Here is a 19,225-nt window from a genome sequence, read left to right as displayed (position 1 = left end):
TAAATATATTCATTATACAAATACAAGGAGGGTTTTTAGTTTGTTGTTACAAGTTAAAAATGTGACTAAAAAATTTAGAAATTTCACTGCTGTAGAAAATATTAGTTTTGAACTCGAAAAAGGCGATATGTTTGGTTTTTTGGGGAAAAATGGTGCCGGAAAATCTACTACTTTTCGATTAATTTTAGGTTTATTAGTTCCAACATCAGGGGAAATTTTCTTTGATGGAAAGCCCTTTTCTAAAGATAACTTTGATCAGATAGGTTTTCTACCTGAAGAACGCGGTCTTCACACAAAATTAACTGTCGAAGAAGAGCTAATTTATATGGGCAGTCTTAAAAATATGAAAAAAAAAGAGTTAAAAGTGAAAATAGATTATTGGCTAGAAAAATTTGAAATACTTCAAAACAAAAAAAAGAAAATCTCTGATTTATCAAAAGGTAATCAACAAAAAATACAATTAATAGCAAGTATAATGCATAACCCAAAACTTTTAATCTTAGATGAACCATTTAGTGGCTTAGATCCCATTAATGTAGAATTATTGAAAGCAGCAATAAAAGAACTTAATACTTTAGGAACTACGATAATATTTAGCTCACATAGACTAGAACACATAGAAGAACTTTGTAACAAAGTTGGCATTCTAAAAAGTGGAAAGCTAGAAGCTTATGGTTCTGTTGATGATGTTAAGTCTAAAACAAAATATAAACATATCATTATTGAAAGTAAAGAAGATTTTTCACACCTTCAAGAAATTAATGGAGTTAAAAATCTGGAGATTTATAATAATACCATAACCTTGAAAGTTACAGACGAGAATACATGTAAGTTAATTTTTAATGAGATTTCAAAAAAGTCTTTTGTTAAAAGATTTCAAATTCTTGAACCGACAATAAAAGATATCTTTATTGAAATAATGAAAAAAGAAACAGTGGAAAAAGCAGGTGACGTAAGTGAATAAATTTTGGACTATTTTTAAATTTACTTACTTAAAAAAAATTTTAAGTAACTCCTTTATATTTGTTTCTCTTATTTTTATTATTGGTATCATTGGTATTATGAACATAGATAAAATCGAGAAAATTTTTTTAGATTATGAGAAAAAATCGATTGCCATTGTAACGTCCGATAATAATATATACAGTACAATAAAAGAAAATATGCCTTATATCAATCCAGACGCTTCATTTAAAAAAACTACTAAAAATGAGGCATACAAACTTTTAGAATCGAACAATATTTCTCATATTTATTTAATAGATTCAAATCCAAATAATACTCTAAATGCAAAGGTAATTTATAATGATTCGATTGAACAGGTAGAAAAAGATAGACTTCAACAATTATTATCCCAAATTCAGTTCACAAATAAATCGATTGAATATAAATTAACACCTGAAGAAATTAATGATTTAAGAAGCCCTAGCAATGTAGTTACAGAAAAATTTACAAATAGTGATGAGCCTAATAATTCAAAGGAATCAGAATTAATAAAATCGATTGCTTATATAAGTATATTTATTATGTTTATAATAACCCTGAATTATTCTAATCAAGCAGCTCTAGAAATTGCTACTGAAAAAAATTCAAAAGTTATGGAAATGATTATTACAAGCGTCTCTCCTATAGTTCATTTATGGGGAAAAATCCTAGCTTTAATCGCTTCTGCTCTAACACAAGTTTTGATTATAACAATAACTATTGTTACATGCTATTTTGTATTTGACGGTAAATCTTTATTTGAAAATCTAAATTTCGAGATTAACGAAGATGTTATTGGAGTATTTATTTTAAGTTTAATATACATTTTCATTGGCCTCACAACTTTTATTATTTTAGCAATGATTATAGGTTCTATGACTACAAATTTAGAAAATATTAGTCAAGCTGTTATGCCTATAAACATTCTACTCTTTATACCTGTTTATTTAATTATATTCAATATTGATTCACCAGAAGATTCTTTAGTAAAAATCACAAGTTTTATACCTTTCTTCTCTCCATTTACAATGATGCTAAGAATCACTACACCAGAAGTATCAATATACGAAATATTGATTTCAATTGCTTTTTCTATTCTTGTAATAATTTTATTATCTTGGTTTGCTAGTAGAAGTTACAAAACTTCCTTATTATCTTTTGACACAAATTTCATTCAATCAATTAAAAAAATTATTCTTAAAAACTAAGGAGAACTAAATTAATATGAATAAATTATTTGAAATCTTAAAAAACAATTCTTCATGTGAACCTTTTGAACCTGGAAAAGATAATATTTGGACATCAGAAAAATTTTCTGATTTTGTATTAAGCTCTTATTTAAATCCAAATATTCCTGGAGGTGGTAAGGATTCTGATCAAATCGAAGAATATGTAACATTAATAAATAGTTATACCTCTAAAGGTAAAAACCTGTTAGATATAGGTTGCGGTGCTGGGTTATATTGTGAAAAACTTTATAACACTGGGTTAAATGTTACAGGAATTGATATTTCTGAAAAAGCAATTTCTCATGCAAAAAAACAGGCTACAAGCAAAAATTTAAATATTAATTATATTTGTGATGATGTTTTTACGGTTTCCTTTGAAGAAAAATTTGATATCATTATTATTTTATATAAAACATTTGCTACTTTTTCAAAAGCAGAAAGAGATAAATTGCTTTTAAGACTTTATAATTTATTGGCTGAAGACGGTATTATTATTTTAGATGTTCCTCCTGTAAATGAATTTAAAGAATATAACGAAATAAACTTATGGGCCCCTTTAGATAAGGGTAATATTATAATCGACGATGCTTGCTTAAATTTAATATCAAATAAAAAATATCCTGAAAATATACTTTTAAATACTACGATATACATTACTTCAGAAAATGAAGTATTTCACTTTAACGATTGGCTTAAATTCTTCACAAAAGATGAAATTAAAAATGAACTCTTAGAAAATCATTTTAACGTAAAAAAAATCTTAAATACTAAAGACAATTCCTTAGCTATTGTATGTACTAAAAATTAAAATTTACTAGTAACTATTCATTCCAGAAAAGGCTTTTAACCCTTTTAATGGTTCTGATGCAAAAATAAAGTAAAAGAGAATAAAGCATATATATTCCTAACGGAATCGTATCTTATGCTACAAGTCCAAACAATTGATGGACGAATTCTTTCTGATTTTGGATAATCTGTTCTTTTTTAATCATATGCATGGGTTCTACTTCAGAAAGAATGGATATAGTTGTGTCAAAAGATTTGAGCCCTAGCATAGAACGGATACGCTTCTTTATAAAACGATGATCTTGTTCTACTATATTATTCAAGTACTTTTGTTGTCTAAGTTGCATACCATCAGGTATGCTTTTTTCTTTTTTCAACTGTTCAATTGCTATAGGATAAGCCGGATTCTTATCGACTGTTATCACACGTTGCTTTGAAACATGAAAAGACCGCAAAGCTTTCTTGAAAAAGCGCTTTGCAGCCTTTTGGTCTCTTGTTTTGCTTAGACAAAAATCGATTGTGTTTCCTTTCGAATCAACAGCACGGTACAGGTACATCCATTGCCCTGTAACTTTTATATATGTTTCATCAACTCTCCAAGAGTCATTGGTTTGCTTGAGGTGACGACGAATTCGTTTGTCCAATTCAGGACCATACTGATGAACCCAACGCATAATCGTAGTATGAGAAATAGATAAACCCCGTTCCTTCATCATTTCCACCAAATCACGAAAACTGAGGTTATACCGTAGGTACCATCTTACCGTTAACAAAATTAAATCAGGCTGATAATGCTTCCATTTAAACAAATTTTCCTTTTTCATACTGATCAAACACCTTTTCTAGAGTAGTAATATCAGTATGTCCAAGTTTTATAGATTTTTTGCACCAGAACCAACTGAAAGGAACTGGTTTTATAAAATTTTTTATGAGAAAGCAGCACCTAGTCTAATATATTCTTTGGTTACTATATACGGAAATGCTTTTAATACAAGATTAAGATTAACATTCATATAAAATATGTAAAATAACACGAATTATTTTTAGGTAAGATTTGCATTTTTTAAATATCGGAACAGACTTGTGCGTTTTCCTGAGTTTTTGTATACAATTTTTAAGATTTCACTCTCCAAGTTTAAGTAAGATAGCTCTTTTGTCATGCAGTTTAGATCCTCTAACTTTATTTCTTTTTCCTACATCGTTGTAATCAAACTACTTTTTAATCCACTTATAAAGTGTTACTTGTAGTATGTAATCCCTTTACTTAATTCTTATTTAAAGATTACATGATTAATTATTGTGTAATTCAAAAAAATGCGAATTTGCGAACTGTGAAAAATAGTATTTCTACTATACAATAATAGTTGTATTTAACATTAAAGGAGGAATTTTACTATGAATCGTAATCAAATTATTGAAGAATTAGCAGAAAATCATCCAGCAGGGGCTAAACTAGTTGAAGTTTCTAAAGATGAATTAGCACGCACTTATGGCGGTGGAGATGTTCAACCTGAAACTACTCCTGCTTGTGGTATTGCGATTGCAGCATGGGGTGCCCATGAATTAACATATTTTTATTGCTAATTTGAAAATAAAATTCGATTAAAGAAAATCATCCAGCAGGGGCTAAAATAGTAGAGGTTCCTAAAGATGAGTTAGTACGCACTTATGGTGGTGGAGATGTTCAACCTGAAACTACTCCACCTTTCGCCTGTGATTATTCCTGTTGGTTCAGGCATTGCGACTGGTATTGCTGTTTCTAAATTTTCCTGCTAATACTTGTCAAATAATATTAGAGTAACAAAAACACCATAGTGTAAATTATATAATTTACACTATGGTGTTTTTATAATGTTTTGTTACTAAAAAAACAATATGTTGAAATGGAGAGTCGAGTAAATTGAATCTAAATACTAACATGAAGCCATTATCCTATATTTCGACCGCGTTGTTTAAATCTTTATCTATAAAAGAGAGAATTCAACGAATCGATGAGATTGATAAAGTTAGTCTAACTGAAGAAGAATTCCACGTTTACCGGAATAAATGGAAAGAGATGACTTTATTAAATGATGATTCACTGGACAAGAGAATCCAAATGGAGCAATTAGATGAAAAGCTATTTATTAAAGCACTAAAAGCATCTGAAAATGAAGAATGGTTACAAAAAAATAAGCTAAATAAAAATCAACACCCTTTATGGATGAATTGGATAGATGAGGCTTTTAATATTAATCGGGAACAAGAATTAAAAGCGTCAGATCAATTAGATATAAGTTTAGCTTTTCGTCCCTTTATTCTGTGGGCAAAAAGTAAATTAAATCAATTTTATCAAGAGCATCCTTTCCTTTCGCAAAAAGTAGATTGGGATGAATTACTATCTTCCGTTATTTATAACTTAGTTGACGGGTTAACTAAAATAGGTGCCAGAACTATTACATTAGAACTATATATCGCAAAACAATTAAAGGAATTAACGGGAGATACGCCCGAAGAGAGATTTGAATCTTTTGTAAAAACTAAGTTACTGGATGTTAATGCTCTAGAATTCATATACAAAGAATACCCTGTTCTTTCTAGAATTTTAATGATACGTACAGGTTATTATGTAACGGCAGTAACTGAAGCATTAACTCGTTTTGAAGAGGACTGGGAACAAATTAATCAATCTTTAAACGTAGATGATTCGCCTCTCAAATCTATAAGTGCGGGGTTGGGCGATTCCCACCAGCAAGGTCGATCTGTAATGAGATTTAAATTTGCACAAAATAAAGAAATATTATACAAACCAAAGCCTTTAACTGTATCAATTCTTTTTCATGAATTATTAGATTGGATAAATGAAAAAGGATTTACGCCACATCTAAAAGGATATAAGATTTTAAATCGTCATCAATATGCTTGGGAGGAATGTATTCAACATAAAGAGTGTGAGACACAGGAACAAAGTGAAAACTATTATAAACGTTTAGGTGGATATTTAGCTATTTTACATGCTTTAAATGGTACTGATTTTCACCATGAAAATATAGTGGCCCATGGCGAATTTCCGACATTAATAGATTTGGAAACTATTTTTCATCATCCACCTCTATTAAATATTCAAGATACAGCTGAAGTAAGAGCAAAATATAAGATTGTAGACTCTGTTCTTGGTACAGCTTTACTTCCGCACTTATATTTTAAAACTGTAGATGGTTATGGTATTGATATTAGTGGGGTTAGTGCAAAAGAACAAGAATTGCCTATACCTCTATTAAGACCTGAGAATGAAGGCACAGATGAAATGCGTTTTGTACGTAAAAAAGTAAACATAGATATAAATACCAATAATGTTCCAAAGTTAAATGGGAAACCGGTAGAAGCGGTAGAGCATGTGGATTTGATTATTGAAGGATTTAAGCATGTTACTCAAATTATCTTAGACAATAAATCCGAACTTCTTAGTGAAAATGGACCTTTAGCCAAGTTTAAAGATATTGACATTCGAATTGTAGTACGACCTACTCAATATTATGGAAATTTCATTTTGGAAACACAACATCCAGACTATATGAGAGATTGTGTAGAACTTGAAAAATTATTGGATCGACTCTGGTTCACTGTATTAGATACACGTCAAATTCCTTTTGAGAAAAAAGACATATTTAATGGAGATATTCCAATTTTCACAACAAAACCTGGTAGTAGAGATCTATTTGCTAGCTCAGGCGAGAAAATACCTAATTATTTTGAAAAACCAAGCTATGACATATCAGTTGAACGTATTAAAAATCTTACATTAGAGAATATTGAAGAGCAGTCGAAATGGATTGAAGCTTCGCTTGTTAGTAACGTAGGAGAAAAAATTATTGTTAAAGAGGCTAACTATCTTCAGGAAGATTTGAAAGAGGTAAACACAGAATTATTTGTAGAAGAAGCAAAAAATATTGGATATAAATTATTGGAGCAAGCTATTCACGGTTCCTATAATGATGCTACTTGGATTGGTCTTGGAATTAACTATCACGGCCAATGGCAAGTTGCAGCTTTAGATAGAGGAATATATAATGGCTTAAGTGGAATTGCAATGTTCCTATCCTATTTAGGTAAGGTTTCAGGTGAGAAAGAATTTAATACATTGGCACTGCAAACAATGGAATCCATTTTACAACAGCCTATTCATGAAAAAGCATTTGCTAGTGCCTTTCATGGGCAAGCATCAAAATTATATGCTCTTTCCCATTTTGATGCCTTGTATGGAGAAAATAAAGATTGGAATTTATATATTGAAAATACGATAAACAACATTGGTAAAAATGTAGATAATGATAAATTTTATGATTTACTGGGTGGAAGTGCTGGAATTATCCAAGTTCTCTTAAATATTTATGAGCAATTCAATAGTGAACAAGCACTTCAAATTGCTCAAAACTACGGCGATCACTTACTTAAAAATAAAGTGGTTACAGAAAAAGGAGTTGGTTGGTTAGATCCTTCCAGTCAATCCATGCTAGGAGGTTTCTCACACGGAACAAGTGGTATCGCTTGGTCATTGTTACGTTTGCACGAGCTAACCCCTAAACAAGAATATTTTGAAACAGCATTAGAGGCCATTCGATATGATCGTTCTTTATATGATTCACAAAATTGTAATTGGGCAGATTTAAGAAATTCACACCATAAATCGAGTGAATTTTCTGCAGCATGGTGTCATGGATCTTCTGGGATTGGTTTAAGTCGTCTCTTATATTTACCTTATATTAAAGATGCATTATTGCAACAGGAGATAGAGACTTCATTATCCACAACTGTTGAAATTGGAATGGGACGCTGTCATTCTCTCTGTCATGGTGACTTAGGTAATTCAGAATTGTTCCATATGGCAGGTAGTACACTCGAACGACCAGAATGGAATAGAATGGCTCATGCGGTAGCTATGAATGTAATTAAAGAAAAACAAGAAGCAGGAAAATATAAAACTGGTGTTGGTTGTCATATTGAAGTTCCTGGTTTACTACTAGGGTTATCTGGTATTGGCTATCAATTATTACGTTTAGCTCAACCGAATCAAGTTCCATCTGTTTTGACTTTGGAAAAACCAATTAAACATTAATTAATTAATTAATTAATTAATTTGGAAAACAGCACATATAATATGTAATACTGAATCTAAAATAATTAAAGATATACTAGATGACGACACATGTTGTTTAACAATGCAGTTTTAAGGTGTATCAACACTTTGCTTGATACACCTATTTTTTATGGGTTTTATTACTACATTTAACCCCCTTTATTATGGTTCTGATGCAAAGATTTATATTTATTTGAAAGAGGTATATAGATTCCTAATGGAATCTATTCTTATGCAGCCATTCCGAATAGTTGATGAATAAACTTCATTTCATGTTGGATAGACTGGTTCCGTAAATTAATCTGTTCTTTTTTAATCATATGCATGCCTTTTACTCCAGAAAGAATAGATATAGCTGTGTCAAAAGATTTGAGTCCTAGCATAGAACGGATATGCTTCTTTATAAAGCGATGATCTTGTTCTACTACATTGTTCAAGTACTTTTGTTGTCTAAGTTGCATACCATCAGGTATGCTTTTTTCTTTTTTCAACGGTTCAATTGCTATAGAATAAGCTGGATTCTTATCGACTGTTATCGCACGTGGCTTTGAAACATGAAAAGACCGCAAAGCTTTCTTGAAAAAGCGCTTTGTAGCCTTTTGGTCTCTTGTTTTGCTTAGAGAAAAATCGATTGTGTTTCCTTTCGAATCAACAGCACGATATAGGTACATCCATTGACCTTTGACTTTCACATACGTCTCATCGACTCGCCAAGAATCATTGGTTGACTTGAGATGACGACGAATTCGTTTGTCCAATTCAGGGCTATACTGATGAACCCAACACATAATCGTGGTATGAGAAATAGATAACCCCCGTTCCTTCATCATTTCCACCAAATCACGAAAACTGAGGTTATACCGTAAGTACCATCTTACCGTTAACAAAATTAAATCAGGCTGATAATGCTTCCATTTAAACAAATTTTCCTTTTTCATACTTATCACACACCTTTTCTAGAGTAGTAATATCAGTATGTCCAAGTTTTATAGATTTTTTGCACCAGAACCGACTGAAAGGAACTGGTTTTATAAAATTTTTTATGAGAAAGCAGTACCTAGTCTAATACATTCTTTAGTTACTATATACGGTAATGCTTTTAATACAAGATTAAGATTAATATTCATATAAAATATGTAAAATAACACGAATTATTTTACAGTTGATTTTAATAGGTAAGATTTGCATTTTTTAAATATTGGAACAGACTTGTGCGTTTTCCTGAATTTTTGTATACAATTTTTAAGATTTCACTCTCCAAGTTTAAGTAAGATAGCTCTTTTGTCATGCAGTTTAGATCTTCTAACTTTATTTCTTTTTCCTACATCGTTGTAATCAAACTACTTTTTAATCCACTTATAAAGTGTTACTTGTAGTATGTAATCCTTTTACTTAATTCTTATTTATTATATGGATACTCCCTACTTGAAATTCATCGTAAGGAATTAAATAAGTTATGTTCATATGAACATAACTTATTTAAAGATTACACAATTAATTATTGTGTAATTCAAAAAAATACAAATTTGCGAACTGTGAAAAATAGTATTTCTACTATAACATATTAGTTGTATTTAACATTAAAGGAGGAATTTTACTATGAATCGTAATCAAATTATTGAAGAATTAGCAGAAAATCATCCAGCAGGGGCTAAACTAGTTGAAGTTTCTAAAGATGAATTATCACGCACTTATGGCGGTGGAGATGTTCAACCTGAAACTAGTCCTGCCTGTGCGGTTGGTGGAGCCGTTGCAGGTGGACTCTGGGTCGCTCATACAGTATCATATTGGAATTGCTAATTTGAAAATAAAATTCGATTAAAGAAAATCATCTAGCAGGGGCTAAACTAGTTGAAGTTTCTAAAGATGAATTATCACGCACTTATAGTGGTGGAGATGTTCAACCTGAAACTACTCCACCACCATAAGTGCGTGATTATTCCTGTTGGTTCAGGCATTGCGACTGGTATTGCTGTTTCTAAATTTTTATGCAGCATGGTGTCATGGATCTTCTGGGATTGGTTTAAGTCGTCTCTTATATTTACCTTATATTAAAGATACATTATTGCAACAGGAGATAGAGACTTCATTATCCACAACTGTTTTAATCATATGCATGGCTTTTACTCCAGAAAGAATAGATATAGCTGTGTCAAAAGATTTGAGTCCTAGCATAGAACGGATATGCTTCTTTATAAAGCGATGATCTTGTTCTACTACATTATTCAAGTACTTTTGTTGTCTAAGTTGCATACCATCAGGTATGCTTTTTTCTTTTTTCAACTGTTCAATTGCTATAGAATAAGCCGGATTCTTATCGACTGTTATCGCACGTGGCTTTGAAACATGAAAAGACCGCAAAGCTTTCTTGAAAAAGCGCTTTGCAGCCTTTTGGTCTCTTGTTTTGCTTAGAGAAAAATCGATTGTGTTTCCTTTCGAATCAACAGCACGATATAGGTACATCCATTGACCTTTGACTTTCACATACGTCTCATCGACTCGCCAAGAATCATTGGTTGACTTGAGATGACGTCGTATTCGCTTATCTAATTCGGGACCATATTGATGAACCCATCGCGTGATAGTTGTATGAACAAGGGATAGCCCACGTTCTTCCATCATTTCGACTAAATCACGAAAACTAAGGTTGTACCGTAGGTACCATCTTACGGTTAATAAAATAATATCCGATTGATAATGTTTCCACTTGAATAGATTTTGCTTTTCCATATCAATCACATCCTTTGTTAGAGTACTAGTATCAGCATGTCCAAGTTTAGGAGGTTACTTACAAGCGTTTTGGAGTTTTGCACCAGAACCCTTAAAAGAATATAAGGTCTTTTAAGAAAATTATCGGAAAAGACCCTAGTATATCTATGCTTTTTCATTATTAGAAGCCTAAAAATAATCCTTATTTGATAAATTCTAAAGCTTTATTAACATTTATTAAGCCATATCCATATTTAGGATCTTTTCCATATGCTCCTAAATCTGTTGAACTATTTTTCAATATTTTTTCTAGCTTAGCTAATGTTAGAGGCTTTCGTCCACTCTTTTGTTGCTCAGCGATAAGAACCCCAACTGCTCCAGATACTTTTGGTGCTGCAACACTAGTTCCTGCCATCAATACATAACCTTCAGGTAAGTTTAAAGCTTTACTTATCGGCGGTTGTGGTAAATTAGTTGGATAAGTAGTTAATGTCATAGAAAAAGGATCTAACTTTTGCTGAGTAGCCCACTCTGGACCATAATCTCCAGCAGGAGCGGCTACAGAAATCCCACCATAGTTTGAATAAGATGACAGTAAATCATCTTTATCAGTAGCTGAAACAGTAAGTAAGGATGGAACCCCACCACCTGGAAGGTGCACTTGCATATCACCGGAAAAACCTCGTTTTTCTGCTATAAGAGCTGGATTAGTATTATCCAAACTTTCATTGCCTGCACTAGCCACAACAATAACTCCACGCTTATGAGCATACTTGACAGCACGTTTATATGATTCTATGACAACTTGATCTTCTGGTTTATTTAATGATTTGTAAGTACCTAAGCTTAAATTAATAACGTCTACTCCATCATTTGCAGCTGCAATAATTGCTTGTGTGACCCAAGCTGATTCAGCCCCATCTTGCCAATTATCCATAACTTTATAAGGAATAATTCCTAAATTAGGACCAACGCCTAGCATATTTCCGTTAGCTGCTATAGAGCCAGCTGCCATAGTACCATGCCCCATGTTATCATCAGTATTATCTATATTGGGAACAAATGACTTTCCTTTAGAAATAATATTATCTTTTAAATCTGGATGATTGAAGTCAATACCACTATCAATTAGAGCTATTTTTACATTATGATTTCCTTTTTGCTTTTTAAAACTTTTTCCATCTTCAGTAATTTTTTTTATATCCCAACCCAATACTTCATAAAGTTTTGCCTTTTCTTCTATATTTTGGGTAGAAGAAGGAACAATTTCCTCCTTAGAAATAATAGCGTTTAAGCTACTCTCTTTTGGATTAATAATTTTACTCTCTGGTCCAATAGATTCAATTTCATTATGAAATTTCCCCTTAATTTCACTGATTGCTTTCGAATACTGTTTGTTGTTGGTTTCTTCCAGTTTAACCACTGCAATTTCAGGAATTACAGTTTTCTTCAAATCCGGATATTTTTTCTCAAGAAATTGATTTACTTCATTCGAAATTTTTGAGTCAGTAAACATAATTAATTGGTCATGTTCAGTCTGTGCATTACTAGACTTATTGAAAGTAAATGTAAAAAGGATAATAGTAGTAAAAATTAAAGTTATATTGCATAATTTAAATTGCCACTTCTTCATTTCGATTCTCCTCTTGAATAGTGTATAGTTGATGATAAATGCCTTCTTTTTTTAACAACTCTTGATGATTTCCCATTTCTTGAATTTTCCCATCCTTTAAAACAACAATACGGTCTGCATCTATGACTGTAGATAATCGATGGGCAATGATGATTTGAGTACAGTTTAATGTTCGTAAATTCTGCTGAACGCGTGATTCAGAAAGATTATCTAAGGCTGAAGTCGCCTCGTCTAGAATTAATATTTTTGGTTCATTGACTAAAGCACGAGCTAAAAGAAGCCGTTGTTTTTGACCACCTGAAAAATTACTGCCACCCTCAGATATCATTGTATAGTAGCCCATAGGTTGCTTAAGGATTTCTTCATAAATGTCTGCGAGCTTAGATGCTCGTACTACTTTTTCTTGAGGGATTTGCTTATCTAAAATTTGAATATTTTCTATTATACTTCCATGAGACAATCTAGTTTCTTGTAAAACAGCTCCCATTTGACTACGTAAAGCGTGCAAATTCAATGTCTCAAGTAATCTCCCATCAATGCTGACGTGACCGTTAGTGGGTGAATACAGCCCTAACAGTAATTTTGCCAATGAGCTTTTCCCTGAACCCGATGGTCCAACTATGGCAACTTTTTCTCCCGGTTCAATAGTTAAATTGATTTCAGAAAGAATTTCATTTCCAAAATAATCATATTTAAATGAAACATCTTTGAATTCAATTTTACCTTGAAAATCCTCAAATTTATGACCATCTATACTTTCTGATTCACTGTCCATCACATCTTGTAAGCGCTGTATGTATGCTCCTAAAAATAAAAGTTGAGAATAAGTGGTTCCCATAGAAACGATAGGAACCATAAATGATGTAGCAAGTGCCGAAAAACCAAGTAGTTCACCTATTGTAAATTCCCCTTTTAGTATAAATATTGAACCAATCCAAAGTAAAATAAGGGGAGTAATAAATTGTATTCCAGCACTAAAGGACTCTAGAGTAGTAGAAAGAAAATTTTGTTTTTGAGAAGTTTTCAACTGATTATGAAATAACTGATGCCAGTGATTAAAAACCTTTTTTTCAGCACCTAGAACCTTTACATCACAAATCCCATGAATACTCTCTGTTAAATAACTCTGTGTTTTTGTTTGCACAGTAAGGTTTTGATCTGATAATTTCTTAATCAAACGGGTACTTAATAATGTGATACCAGTAATAATGCTGCAGAGTAGTACTACTAACAACCCTAATCTCCACTGTAGATAGAACATCATTATTGCGTATCCAACAATCAAAATCATGTCAATGATTAGAGAAATTGCGCGAGAAGAAAGAATTTGTCTAATAATTACATTTGAATTAGCTCGATATATAAGTTCTCCACTTGTTCTTGCTTCAAAAAATGAGTATTGAAGACTAAATAATTTAGAGATAAAAGCTGACATAAGTGAAGAATCCATTAATGTTTGAAGCCTAGTTATTAAATATCCACGAAGAATAGAGAATGTTTGGTGAAACAAAAATAGACCGAGCACACTTAGTCCCATGATGGTTATGTATTCTGTATTCTGAGGTACAATGACCTTATCAACAACCCATTGCGTTAATTTAGGAATGACTAATCCAATTCCTTGCAATAAAAAGGATACGAGTAGAATACTTATAAGTATTTTCCTATGCATTAGTATATGTTTTACAAGAAAGTTAAGTTTTAGTTTCTTCTCTTTTGTAACAAAATTTTCATCTGGCTCAAACTTGAGAACATACCCGGAATAAGAATTACTAAACTCTTCTATACTAATTTTCCGTCTCCCGTTAAGAGGATCAACAATGGAAATATATTTTTCTTCTATTTGCTCAAGAACAACATAATGCTTATTTTCCCAAAAGATAATTGCAGGGCATGGAATTTTATTTAATGCATCGGAATCTGCTTTATAAACTTTTCCTTTCAGATGAGTTGAATCCCCCATCTCCAACAAATGATAAAGAGATGTGCCCTTTTTAGATGTTCCAAATTTATTTCGTAATTCAGATAACGTTACATGATACCCATGGTAACCTAGTATCATACCCAGACAAGCTAAGCCACATTCACTGTGCTCCATCTGTTCAATATAAGGCACTTTTTTTCGCATAATTAATTATCATCCCTTATAATTTCTTCAAAATGTAACCATCCTAAGTGATAGGCAAGAATCCCTATCTTAACTCGAGAAGATATTTTACATTTAGACTTAATTGATGCAATAATAACCCCTACCCTTCTTCTACTAACATACAAATTGTGAGCGATTTCAACGTCTGTATAACCTTGTGCAATAAGAATAGCAACTTCTTTTTCTTGTTCACATAACGAAAAATTCATTTTAAATCTCCGTCCTATAATGTTTTTTAGTTATTGTATATAGCGCATAGTTTTTTATTGCTTTTGTTTTAAAGTATAGAATTACACTACTCTGAACTTAATTGATAAAAATAAATATCCTTTTATTAACTAATTAACTAATTAACTATAATATGTCACAATATATTCCAATCAATTGCATCTGACACTTATTATATATCTATAATTCTTCATATGTCTATACTTTAAAAAGATTTTTCTGATATTTTATATTTTTAAAAATTAATATTCTAATAGAAGATAAAATTTCTAGTTCTAGTGCAAAAAATCTATAAAACTTGGACATACTGATATTACTACTCTAGAAAAGGTGTGTGATCAGTATGAAAAAGGAAAATTTGTTTAAATGGAAGCATTATCAGCCTGATTTAATTTTGTTAACGGTAAGATGGTACCTACGGTATAACCTCAGTTTTCGTGATTTGGTGGAAATGATGAAGGAACGGGGTTTATCTATTTCTCATACTACGATTATGCGTTGGGTTTATCAGTATGGCCCTGAATTGGACAAACGAATTCGTCGTCACCTCAAGCAAACCAATGACTCTTGGAGAGTTGATGAAACATATATAAAAGTTACAGGGCAATGGATGTACCTGTACCGTGCTGTTGATTCGAAAGGAAACACAATCGATTTTTGTCTAAGCAAAACAAGAGACCAAAAGGCTGCAAAGCGCTTTTTCAAGAAAGCTTTGCGGTCTTTTCATGTTTCAAAGCAACGTGTGATAACAGTCGATAAGAATCCGGCTTATCCTATAGCAATTGAACAGTTGAAAAAAGAAAAAAGCACACCTGATGGTATGCAACTTAGACAACAAAAGTACTTGAATAATATAGTAGAACAAGATCATCGTTTTATAAAGAAGCGTATCCGTTCTATGCTAGGGCTCAAATCTTTTGACACAACTATATCCATTCTTTCTGAAGTAGAACCCATGCATATGATTAAAAAAGAACAGATTATCCAAAATCAGAAAGAATTCGTCCATCAATTGTTTGGACTTGTAGCATAAGATACGATTCCGTTAGGAATATATATGCTTTATTCTCTTTTACTTTATTTTTGCACCAGAAACAAAATTATTGCTCCAGAATAACAAGTCATTTAAGACATGAGGTGAAAAGTGTTCTATGTTAGATACATTATATTGCTCCAATTTCACAATTTTTTCAGCTCAGAAGTCGTAGCCAACACAATTGATCCATTTCTATTCACATCTTCAACGACAGCTAATTTTGTGTGAAGTGGATCTAATCCCATTTTGATGCAGCTGGCTGAAGCATAAAAGCTACGAAGATCTACACATAAAACAATTCGATTCGGCAATATTGAATTGTCATACACCGTTATACCCCTTAAATAACAGAACGTTAGTTCTTATTGAGTACGAATGTATGTTCTTTTATGAAGAGGTTTTTTCAAAAAAATTAAAAATAGCCTCACTTGTTTAAGCGAAGCTACATCCAAAAATCATGTTCATCTATATTTTTCCCTAGCTTTTTTAATCCCTTAACGATTTGAGTTATCGTTGAAAATTTCGGTCTATATTTTTTATCGTTACACAGTTTAGAAACAGTACCTGTACTTAATTTTGATGTTCGTTCTAATTCGATTTGTGCTATTTCATTTGAATCTAAATAGCGACCAAATTTTGTGCGATTTTTCCCCAATCCGAACACGTTTATCACCTCATCCACAGCTTGTACAATTTCTCATTTTTTTAAACTCAGGAAAAAAAGTAAGAAATTGTACAAGCTGTATACCATATGCTTTATCAAGGTAACTAGTATTTGTACTATCAAAGTAGTTATCAAGTTAGCTATCAAAGTAACACTACCAAGGTTTTTAGCCGATAAACCCATGTACCATCAGCGTTTATAATTCTGTTTATAGAGGGGGGTTTTATATGTTAACTACGTTTATTTTATTAGGAGCTTTAGGAGTAACCACAATTGGAGGAGCAATATTAGAGAAGCATCTTGTAAAGAATGATCACATTGCAGCAGCTAAACTTGTAAGCGATGGAATGTATCACGGAATGAGAATAAGTGGAGTTTGTTTTATCGGTTACGTATTTATCCGAATTGTAATGATGTTTTAAGGAGGAAGGATATGGGATTTGTAAAGGACTGGTTTCATAAACAAAATTTAAAGAATCAGCTTATAGAGGTATTTGGAAAAGCAGGTTTATATGTAGATCATCAAACAAGGGGCGGGAAAGTGTCTATTTTCCCACAGATACATAACATATCGTCCACACAAGAAAGTGTTAGATATATATTTACTATTCCAAACGGTTTGGATCCGAAGAACATTGAAAAGAAATGGTTTTGCTTTCAACAAATATTAGGACGTAATGTTACGATTGAAGGTGATATTAAACGATTTGTACTGAATGTATTTCATTCCGATGCGGGACTGAAGCTATACAATTACAGTTATAAGAAATGGCAGCCATTACTAAAACAACATAGTCTTCCTGTTGTGGTAGGACGGGATCAATTAGGAAACATGATTGTATATGACATGCTTGATTCACATACACCACATCTACTAATTGCAGGAGAAACAGGAAGTGGTAAAAGTAGTATGGTACGTGTTGTGCTGTCCACACTCATTCAATACATGTCCCCTGATAAATTACATTTGTACCTTGGGGATCTGAAGAACTCTGAGTTTCATTTTCTCAAAGGAATAAAGCACGTAAAAGAGGTTTGTATGGAAGAAATCGAAATAAAGATTATGCTTCAGAAAGTGTGGAAGGAAATACGCGAACGTAGAAAGTTGATGGAAGAGTATGAAGTGGATCACATTGATGAATACAACAATTTAAATACTGATAATCAGAAACCATATATCTTACTTGCTATTGACGAGGTAGCAATGTTGCAAGATGAAAAAGAGTGTATGAATACAGTTGAAAAAATATCAGCAGTCGGTAGGGCGCTTGGAGTCTTTCTGATACTCAGTATGCAGAGGCCAGATGCGAAAGTGTTAGACGGTAAATTAAAACTGAATATGACGGTAAGGATGGGATTTAAATGTGATAGTACGATTAACAGTAATATCATGGGTACACCGGGTTCCGAACACTTGAAGCAATCTGGACAAATGATAGTAAAGTTAAATGGATTAAAGAAAGTGCAAGCTCCTTACTTAGAATTAAGCAAAGCGAAACAAATTGTTGAACCTTACCGCGTTCCGAAAGAGGATATGAGTCTTCAGAATCCATCACAAAAAGAGAATCCATTATTTGGGGTGTTAGATTATGATGAGTAGAGATAAAATCATTTTGAACGATTTGAAACGATTTAGATGCATGTCCCGTGATGATATTATAGATTTGCATTTTCAAGGATTAAAGAATGCAGTTACTTGTTGTAATACGGTAATGAAACGATTAAGAAGAGATGGCCATGTGGATGCAAATATTTCGCAGCAACCCTACATGTATTTTCCTCAACCTAGCACACTTCGGAAAACTAGCCAAAAGATTCCCCACTTTCTCGGTATTGTGGACGTATACAAGCAACTCATTCATTATGAAAACCCAAAGCTATTTAAAGTTGAGCCAAAGTATGGCAAGGATTATATGGAACCTGATGCATTCACAATATGGCGCAGATCTCCATTTTTCATTGAGGTACAGAAGTCAGTTTACAGTAAAAAAGTTATGCAAGATAAAATCAACAGGTATGAATTATACTTTCACAGTCAGGAATGGCATAACGAATTATGGCAGCCTAAAGGATCTAAATTCTTTCCGTCAATCCTTATTATTACTGATAAGCATTATGAGATTAGTTCTTCTAATTTACGCATCTTTCAAGCTTCTTCAATTAGTAATTTCATGGAGAGTCTTGCGATAAAAATATAGCAACTCTTCCCTAACTAAACAGGACACCCAGTTATACGGTTGAAGATGGGAAGAGTTACAAGGATAACAGGTTATGACCAGGAATTGCAACATAGAATAAAAAAGCCATAATTGGGGCTTTTTTATTTGTAGGAATTTCTTAACCTTCATGGAAATTAATAAGGCATGCAAATGTGCATATTGTATAAATTTGGGTATTTTTGTTAAAATAAGATATAAGGATTTTTGTATATAATGAACTGAAGTTAAGAATATCCAATGAATTTTGAGAGGTATTACATGTTTAAAAACAAGAAATTAATTCGATTTTGTTTAACATTATTTATATGCTTATCTTGAAACAGCGCGAAAAGACGCATCAATCTAAATGCGTCTTTTTGTAATCCATACAACTCTAAAAATTTTATTACAACACATACCTTAACCCGACCTTAGAGAGGCAGTCTATTCAAAATTGAATTACTTTTTCTTTACGTTTTCTAAGTTTTTGTAT

At 32.2% G+C, this 19,225-nt stretch carries 19 protein-coding genes and 3 pseudogenes; 14 read left to right on the top strand and 8 right to left on the bottom strand.

All coding sequences use genetic code 11. The features are described 5' to 3' along the window. Positions 1–40: 40 nt before the first annotated feature. From AC241_RS31330 to AC241_RS31320, 3 genes are read left to right on the top strand one after another with little or no spacing between them, the layout of a single operon-like run. A complete protein-coding gene (locus tag AC241_RS31330) occupies positions 41–964 on the top strand; it encodes an ABC transporter ATP-binding protein (RefSeq protein WP_050845642.1) in 924 nt (307 codons plus the stop codon). Continuing rightward, a complete protein-coding gene (locus AC241_RS31325) occupies positions 957–2,192 on the top strand; it encodes an ABC transporter permease (RefSeq protein WP_050845641.1) in 1,236 nt (411 codons plus the stop codon). Before AC241_RS31330 ends, AC241_RS31325 begins: the two co-directional genes overlap by 8 nt. 16 nt (positions 2,193–2,208) lie before the next feature. Then, the gene (locus AC241_RS31320) at positions 2,209–3,021 is read left to right on the top strand and encodes a class I SAM-dependent methyltransferase (protein ID WP_050845640.1); all 813 of its coding nucleotides are present in this window, start codon (positions 2,209–2,211) and stop codon (positions 3,019–3,021) included. 112 nt (positions 3,022–3,133) lie between these two features. Here the strand turns inward: AC241_RS31320 and AC241_RS31315 are convergent, their stop codons facing one another. Next, positions 3,134–3,823: an IS6 family transposase gene (locus AC241_RS31315; RefSeq protein WP_050845639.1), complete on the bottom strand. Its 690-nt coding sequence runs from the start codon at positions 3,821–3,823 to the stop codon at positions 3,134–3,136. 571 nt (positions 3,824–4,394) lie between these two features. On the opposite strand from AC241_RS31315, the gene AC241_RS31310 reads away from it, so the two are divergent. The 3 genes from AC241_RS31310 to AC241_RS31305 all read left to right on the top strand — a co-directional run bounded on the left by AC241_RS31310 (position 4,395) and on the right by AC241_RS31305 (position 8,094). Next, positions 4,395–4,583 carry a mersacidin family lantibiotic gene (locus tag AC241_RS31310; protein ID WP_050845638.1) on the top strand — a complete coding sequence of 63 codons (189 nt, stop codon included), beginning with the start codon at positions 4,395–4,397 and terminating at the stop codon, positions 4,581–4,583. A 17-nt stretch (positions 4,584–4,600) separates the two neighbouring features. Beyond that, positions 4,601–4,762: a mersacidin family lantibiotic gene (locus AC241_RS36135; RefSeq protein WP_155417096.1), complete on the top strand. Its 162-nt coding sequence runs from the start codon at positions 4,601–4,603 to the stop codon at positions 4,760–4,762. Positions 4,763–4,917: 155 nt separating this feature from the next. Then, on the top strand, positions 4,918–8,094 hold the full coding sequence (locus AC241_RS31305) for a type 2 lanthipeptide synthetase LanM family protein (protein ID WP_230690656.1): 3,177 nt from the start codon (positions 4,918–4,920) through the stop codon (positions 8,092–8,094). A gap of 251 nt (positions 8,095–8,345) precedes the next feature. On the opposite strand, the gene AC241_RS31300 is transcribed toward AC241_RS31305, so the two are convergent. Further along, complete coding sequence (locus tag AC241_RS31300) at positions 8,346–9,053, bottom strand: IS6 family transposase (protein WP_050845636.1); 708 nt, start codon at positions 9,051–9,053, stop codon at positions 8,346–8,348. A gap of 661 nt (positions 9,054–9,714) precedes the next feature. Here AC241_RS31300 and AC241_RS31295 point away from each other — a divergent pair. From AC241_RS31295 to AC241_RS36105, 3 genes and pseudogenes are all read left to right on the top strand, one after another. Then, positions 9,715–9,915 (top strand): mersacidin family lantibiotic, encoded by a 201-nt coding sequence (locus AC241_RS31295; RefSeq protein WP_013450107.1) that lies wholly within the window; start codon positions 9,715–9,717, stop codon positions 9,913–9,915. Positions 9,916–9,932: 17 nt separating this feature from the next. After that, positions 9,933–10,043 (top strand): mersacidin family lantibiotic, encoded by a 111-nt coding sequence (locus tag AC241_RS36130; protein ID WP_080990964.1) that lies wholly within the window; start codon positions 9,933–9,935, stop codon positions 10,041–10,043. A gap of 17 nt (positions 10,044–10,060) precedes the next feature. Further along, positions 10,061–10,165 (top strand): annotated as a pseudogene (locus AC241_RS36105) (hypothetical protein); the annotation flags it as partial. On the opposite strand, the gene AC241_RS31285 reads toward AC241_RS36105, so the two are convergent. The 4 genes from AC241_RS31285 to AC241_RS31270 form a co-directional block, all read right to left on the bottom strand. Next, the gene (locus AC241_RS31285) at positions 10,162–10,845 is read right to left on the bottom strand and encodes an IS6 family transposase (protein WP_050845634.1); all 684 of its coding nucleotides are present in this window, start codon (positions 10,843–10,845) and stop codon (positions 10,162–10,164) included. The pseudogene AC241_RS36105 and the gene AC241_RS31285 overlap by 4 nt on opposite strands. A 181-nt stretch (positions 10,846–11,026) precedes the next feature. Beyond that, positions 11,027–12,457 (bottom strand): S8 family serine peptidase, encoded by a 1,431-nt coding sequence (locus AC241_RS31280; protein WP_050845633.1) that lies wholly within the window; start codon positions 12,455–12,457, stop codon positions 11,027–11,029. Beyond that, positions 12,438–14,585 (bottom strand): peptidase domain-containing ABC transporter, encoded by a 2,148-nt coding sequence (locus AC241_RS31275; RefSeq protein WP_050845632.1) that lies wholly within the window; start codon positions 14,583–14,585, stop codon positions 12,438–12,440. The genes AC241_RS31280 and AC241_RS31275 overlap by 20 nt, the downstream gene beginning before the upstream one ends. 2 nt (positions 14,586–14,587) lie before the next feature. After that, positions 14,588–14,815 (bottom strand): response regulator transcription factor, encoded by a 228-nt coding sequence (locus AC241_RS31270; protein ID WP_013450103.1) that lies wholly within the window; start codon positions 14,813–14,815, stop codon positions 14,588–14,590. Positions 14,816–15,177: 362 nt separating this feature from the next. Between AC241_RS31270 and AC241_RS31265 the strand changes: the two genes are divergently transcribed. Next, positions 15,178–15,867 (top strand): IS6 family transposase, encoded by a 690-nt coding sequence (locus AC241_RS31265; protein ID WP_050845631.1) that lies wholly within the window; start codon positions 15,178–15,180, stop codon positions 15,865–15,867. Between the two features lie 149 nt (positions 15,868–16,016). Here AC241_RS31265 and AC241_RS31260 read toward each other — a convergent pair. Together AC241_RS31260 and AC241_RS31255 are read right to left on the bottom strand one after the other, a co-directional pair. Further along, positions 16,017–16,199, bottom strand: a pseudogene (locus tag AC241_RS31260) (DNA repair protein); the annotation flags it as partial. Between the two features lie 113 nt (positions 16,200–16,312). After that, positions 16,313–16,534: a helix-turn-helix domain-containing protein gene (locus AC241_RS31255; protein WP_050845630.1), complete on the bottom strand. Its 222-nt coding sequence runs from the start codon at positions 16,532–16,534 to the stop codon at positions 16,313–16,315. A 227-nt stretch (positions 16,535–16,761) separates the two neighbouring features. Here AC241_RS31255 and AC241_RS31250 point away from each other — a divergent pair, with 227 nt between their 5' ends. The 4 genes and pseudogenes from AC241_RS31250 to AC241_RS36125 all read left to right on the top strand — a co-directional run. Then, complete coding sequence (locus AC241_RS31250; RefSeq protein ID WP_050845629.1) at positions 16,762–16,956, top strand: hypothetical protein; 195 nt, start codon at positions 16,762–16,764, stop codon at positions 16,954–16,956. An 11-nt stretch (positions 16,957–16,967) separates the two neighbouring features. After that, positions 16,968–18,134, top strand: coding sequence for an FtsK/SpoIIIE domain-containing protein (locus AC241_RS31245; protein WP_050845628.1), 1,167 nt, complete (start codon positions 16,968–16,970; stop codon positions 18,132–18,134). Then, positions 18,124–18,732 (top strand): replication-relaxation family protein, encoded by a 609-nt coding sequence (locus tag AC241_RS31240; protein ID WP_050845627.1) that lies wholly within the window; start codon positions 18,124–18,126, stop codon positions 18,730–18,732. Before AC241_RS31245 ends, AC241_RS31240 begins: the two co-directional genes overlap by 11 nt. Before the next feature lie 258 nt (positions 18,733–18,990). Continuing rightward, positions 18,991–19,068, top strand: a pseudogene (locus tag AC241_RS36125) (DUF3937 family protein); the annotation flags it as partial. Between the last annotated feature and the right edge of the window lie 157 nt (positions 19,069–19,225).

Origin of the sequence: Bacillus thuringiensis (genome assembly GCF_001182785.1) — a bacterium.
Taxonomy (GTDB): Bacteria; Bacillota; Bacilli; order Bacillales; family Bacillaceae_G; genus Bacillus_A; species Bacillus_A thuringiensis_S.
Note: the sequence above shows the minus strand (reverse complement) of the source record. Positions and strands in the feature narration are given on the sequence as shown.

Excerpts from the sequence above, each read along its gene's own strand:
- AC241_RS31320 (WP_050845640.1), top strand. The coding sequence starts at position 2,209 with ATGAATAAATTATTTGAAATCTTAAAAAACAATTCTTCATGTGAACCT.
- AC241_RS31315 (WP_050845639.1), bottom strand. The coding sequence starts at position 3,823 with ATGAAAAAGGAAAATTTGTTTAAATGGAAGCATTATCAGCCTGATTTA.
- AC241_RS31310 (WP_050845638.1), top strand. The coding sequence starts at position 4,395 with ATGAATCGTAATCAAATTATTGAAGAATTAGCAGAAAATCATCCAGCA.
- AC241_RS31305 (WP_230690656.1), top strand. The coding sequence starts at position 4,918 with ATGAAGCCATTATCCTATATTTCGACCGCGTTGTTTAAATCTTTATCT.
- AC241_RS31300 (WP_050845636.1), bottom strand. The coding sequence starts at position 9,053 with ATGAAAAAGGAAAATTTGTTTAAATGGAAGCATTATCAGCCTGATTTA.
- AC241_RS31295 (WP_013450107.1), top strand. The coding sequence starts at position 9,715 with ATGAATCGTAATCAAATTATTGAAGAATTAGCAGAAAATCATCCAGCA.
- AC241_RS31285 (WP_050845634.1), bottom strand. The coding sequence starts at position 10,845 with ATGGAAAAGCAAAATCTATTCAAGTGGAAACATTATCAATCGGATATT.
- AC241_RS31280 (WP_050845633.1), bottom strand. The coding sequence starts at position 12,457 with ATGAAGAAGTGGCAATTTAAATTATGCAATATAACTTTAATTTTTACT.
- AC241_RS31275 (WP_050845632.1), bottom strand. The coding sequence starts at position 14,585 with ATGCGAAAAAAAGTGCCTTATATTGAACAGATGGAGCACAGTGAATGT.
- AC241_RS31270 (WP_013450103.1), bottom strand. The coding sequence starts at position 14,815 with ATGAATTTTTCGTTATGTGAACAAGAAAAAGAAGTTGCTATTCTTATT.
- AC241_RS31265 (WP_050845631.1), top strand. The coding sequence starts at position 15,178 with ATGAAAAAGGAAAATTTGTTTAAATGGAAGCATTATCAGCCTGATTTA.
- AC241_RS31250 (WP_050845629.1), top strand. The coding sequence starts at position 16,762 with ATGTTAACTACGTTTATTTTATTAGGAGCTTTAGGAGTAACCACAATT.
- AC241_RS31245 (WP_050845628.1), top strand. The coding sequence starts at position 16,968 with ATGGGATTTGTAAAGGACTGGTTTCATAAACAAAATTTAAAGAATCAG.
- AC241_RS31240 (WP_050845627.1), top strand. The coding sequence starts at position 18,124 with ATGATGAGTAGAGATAAAATCATTTTGAACGATTTGAAACGATTTAGA.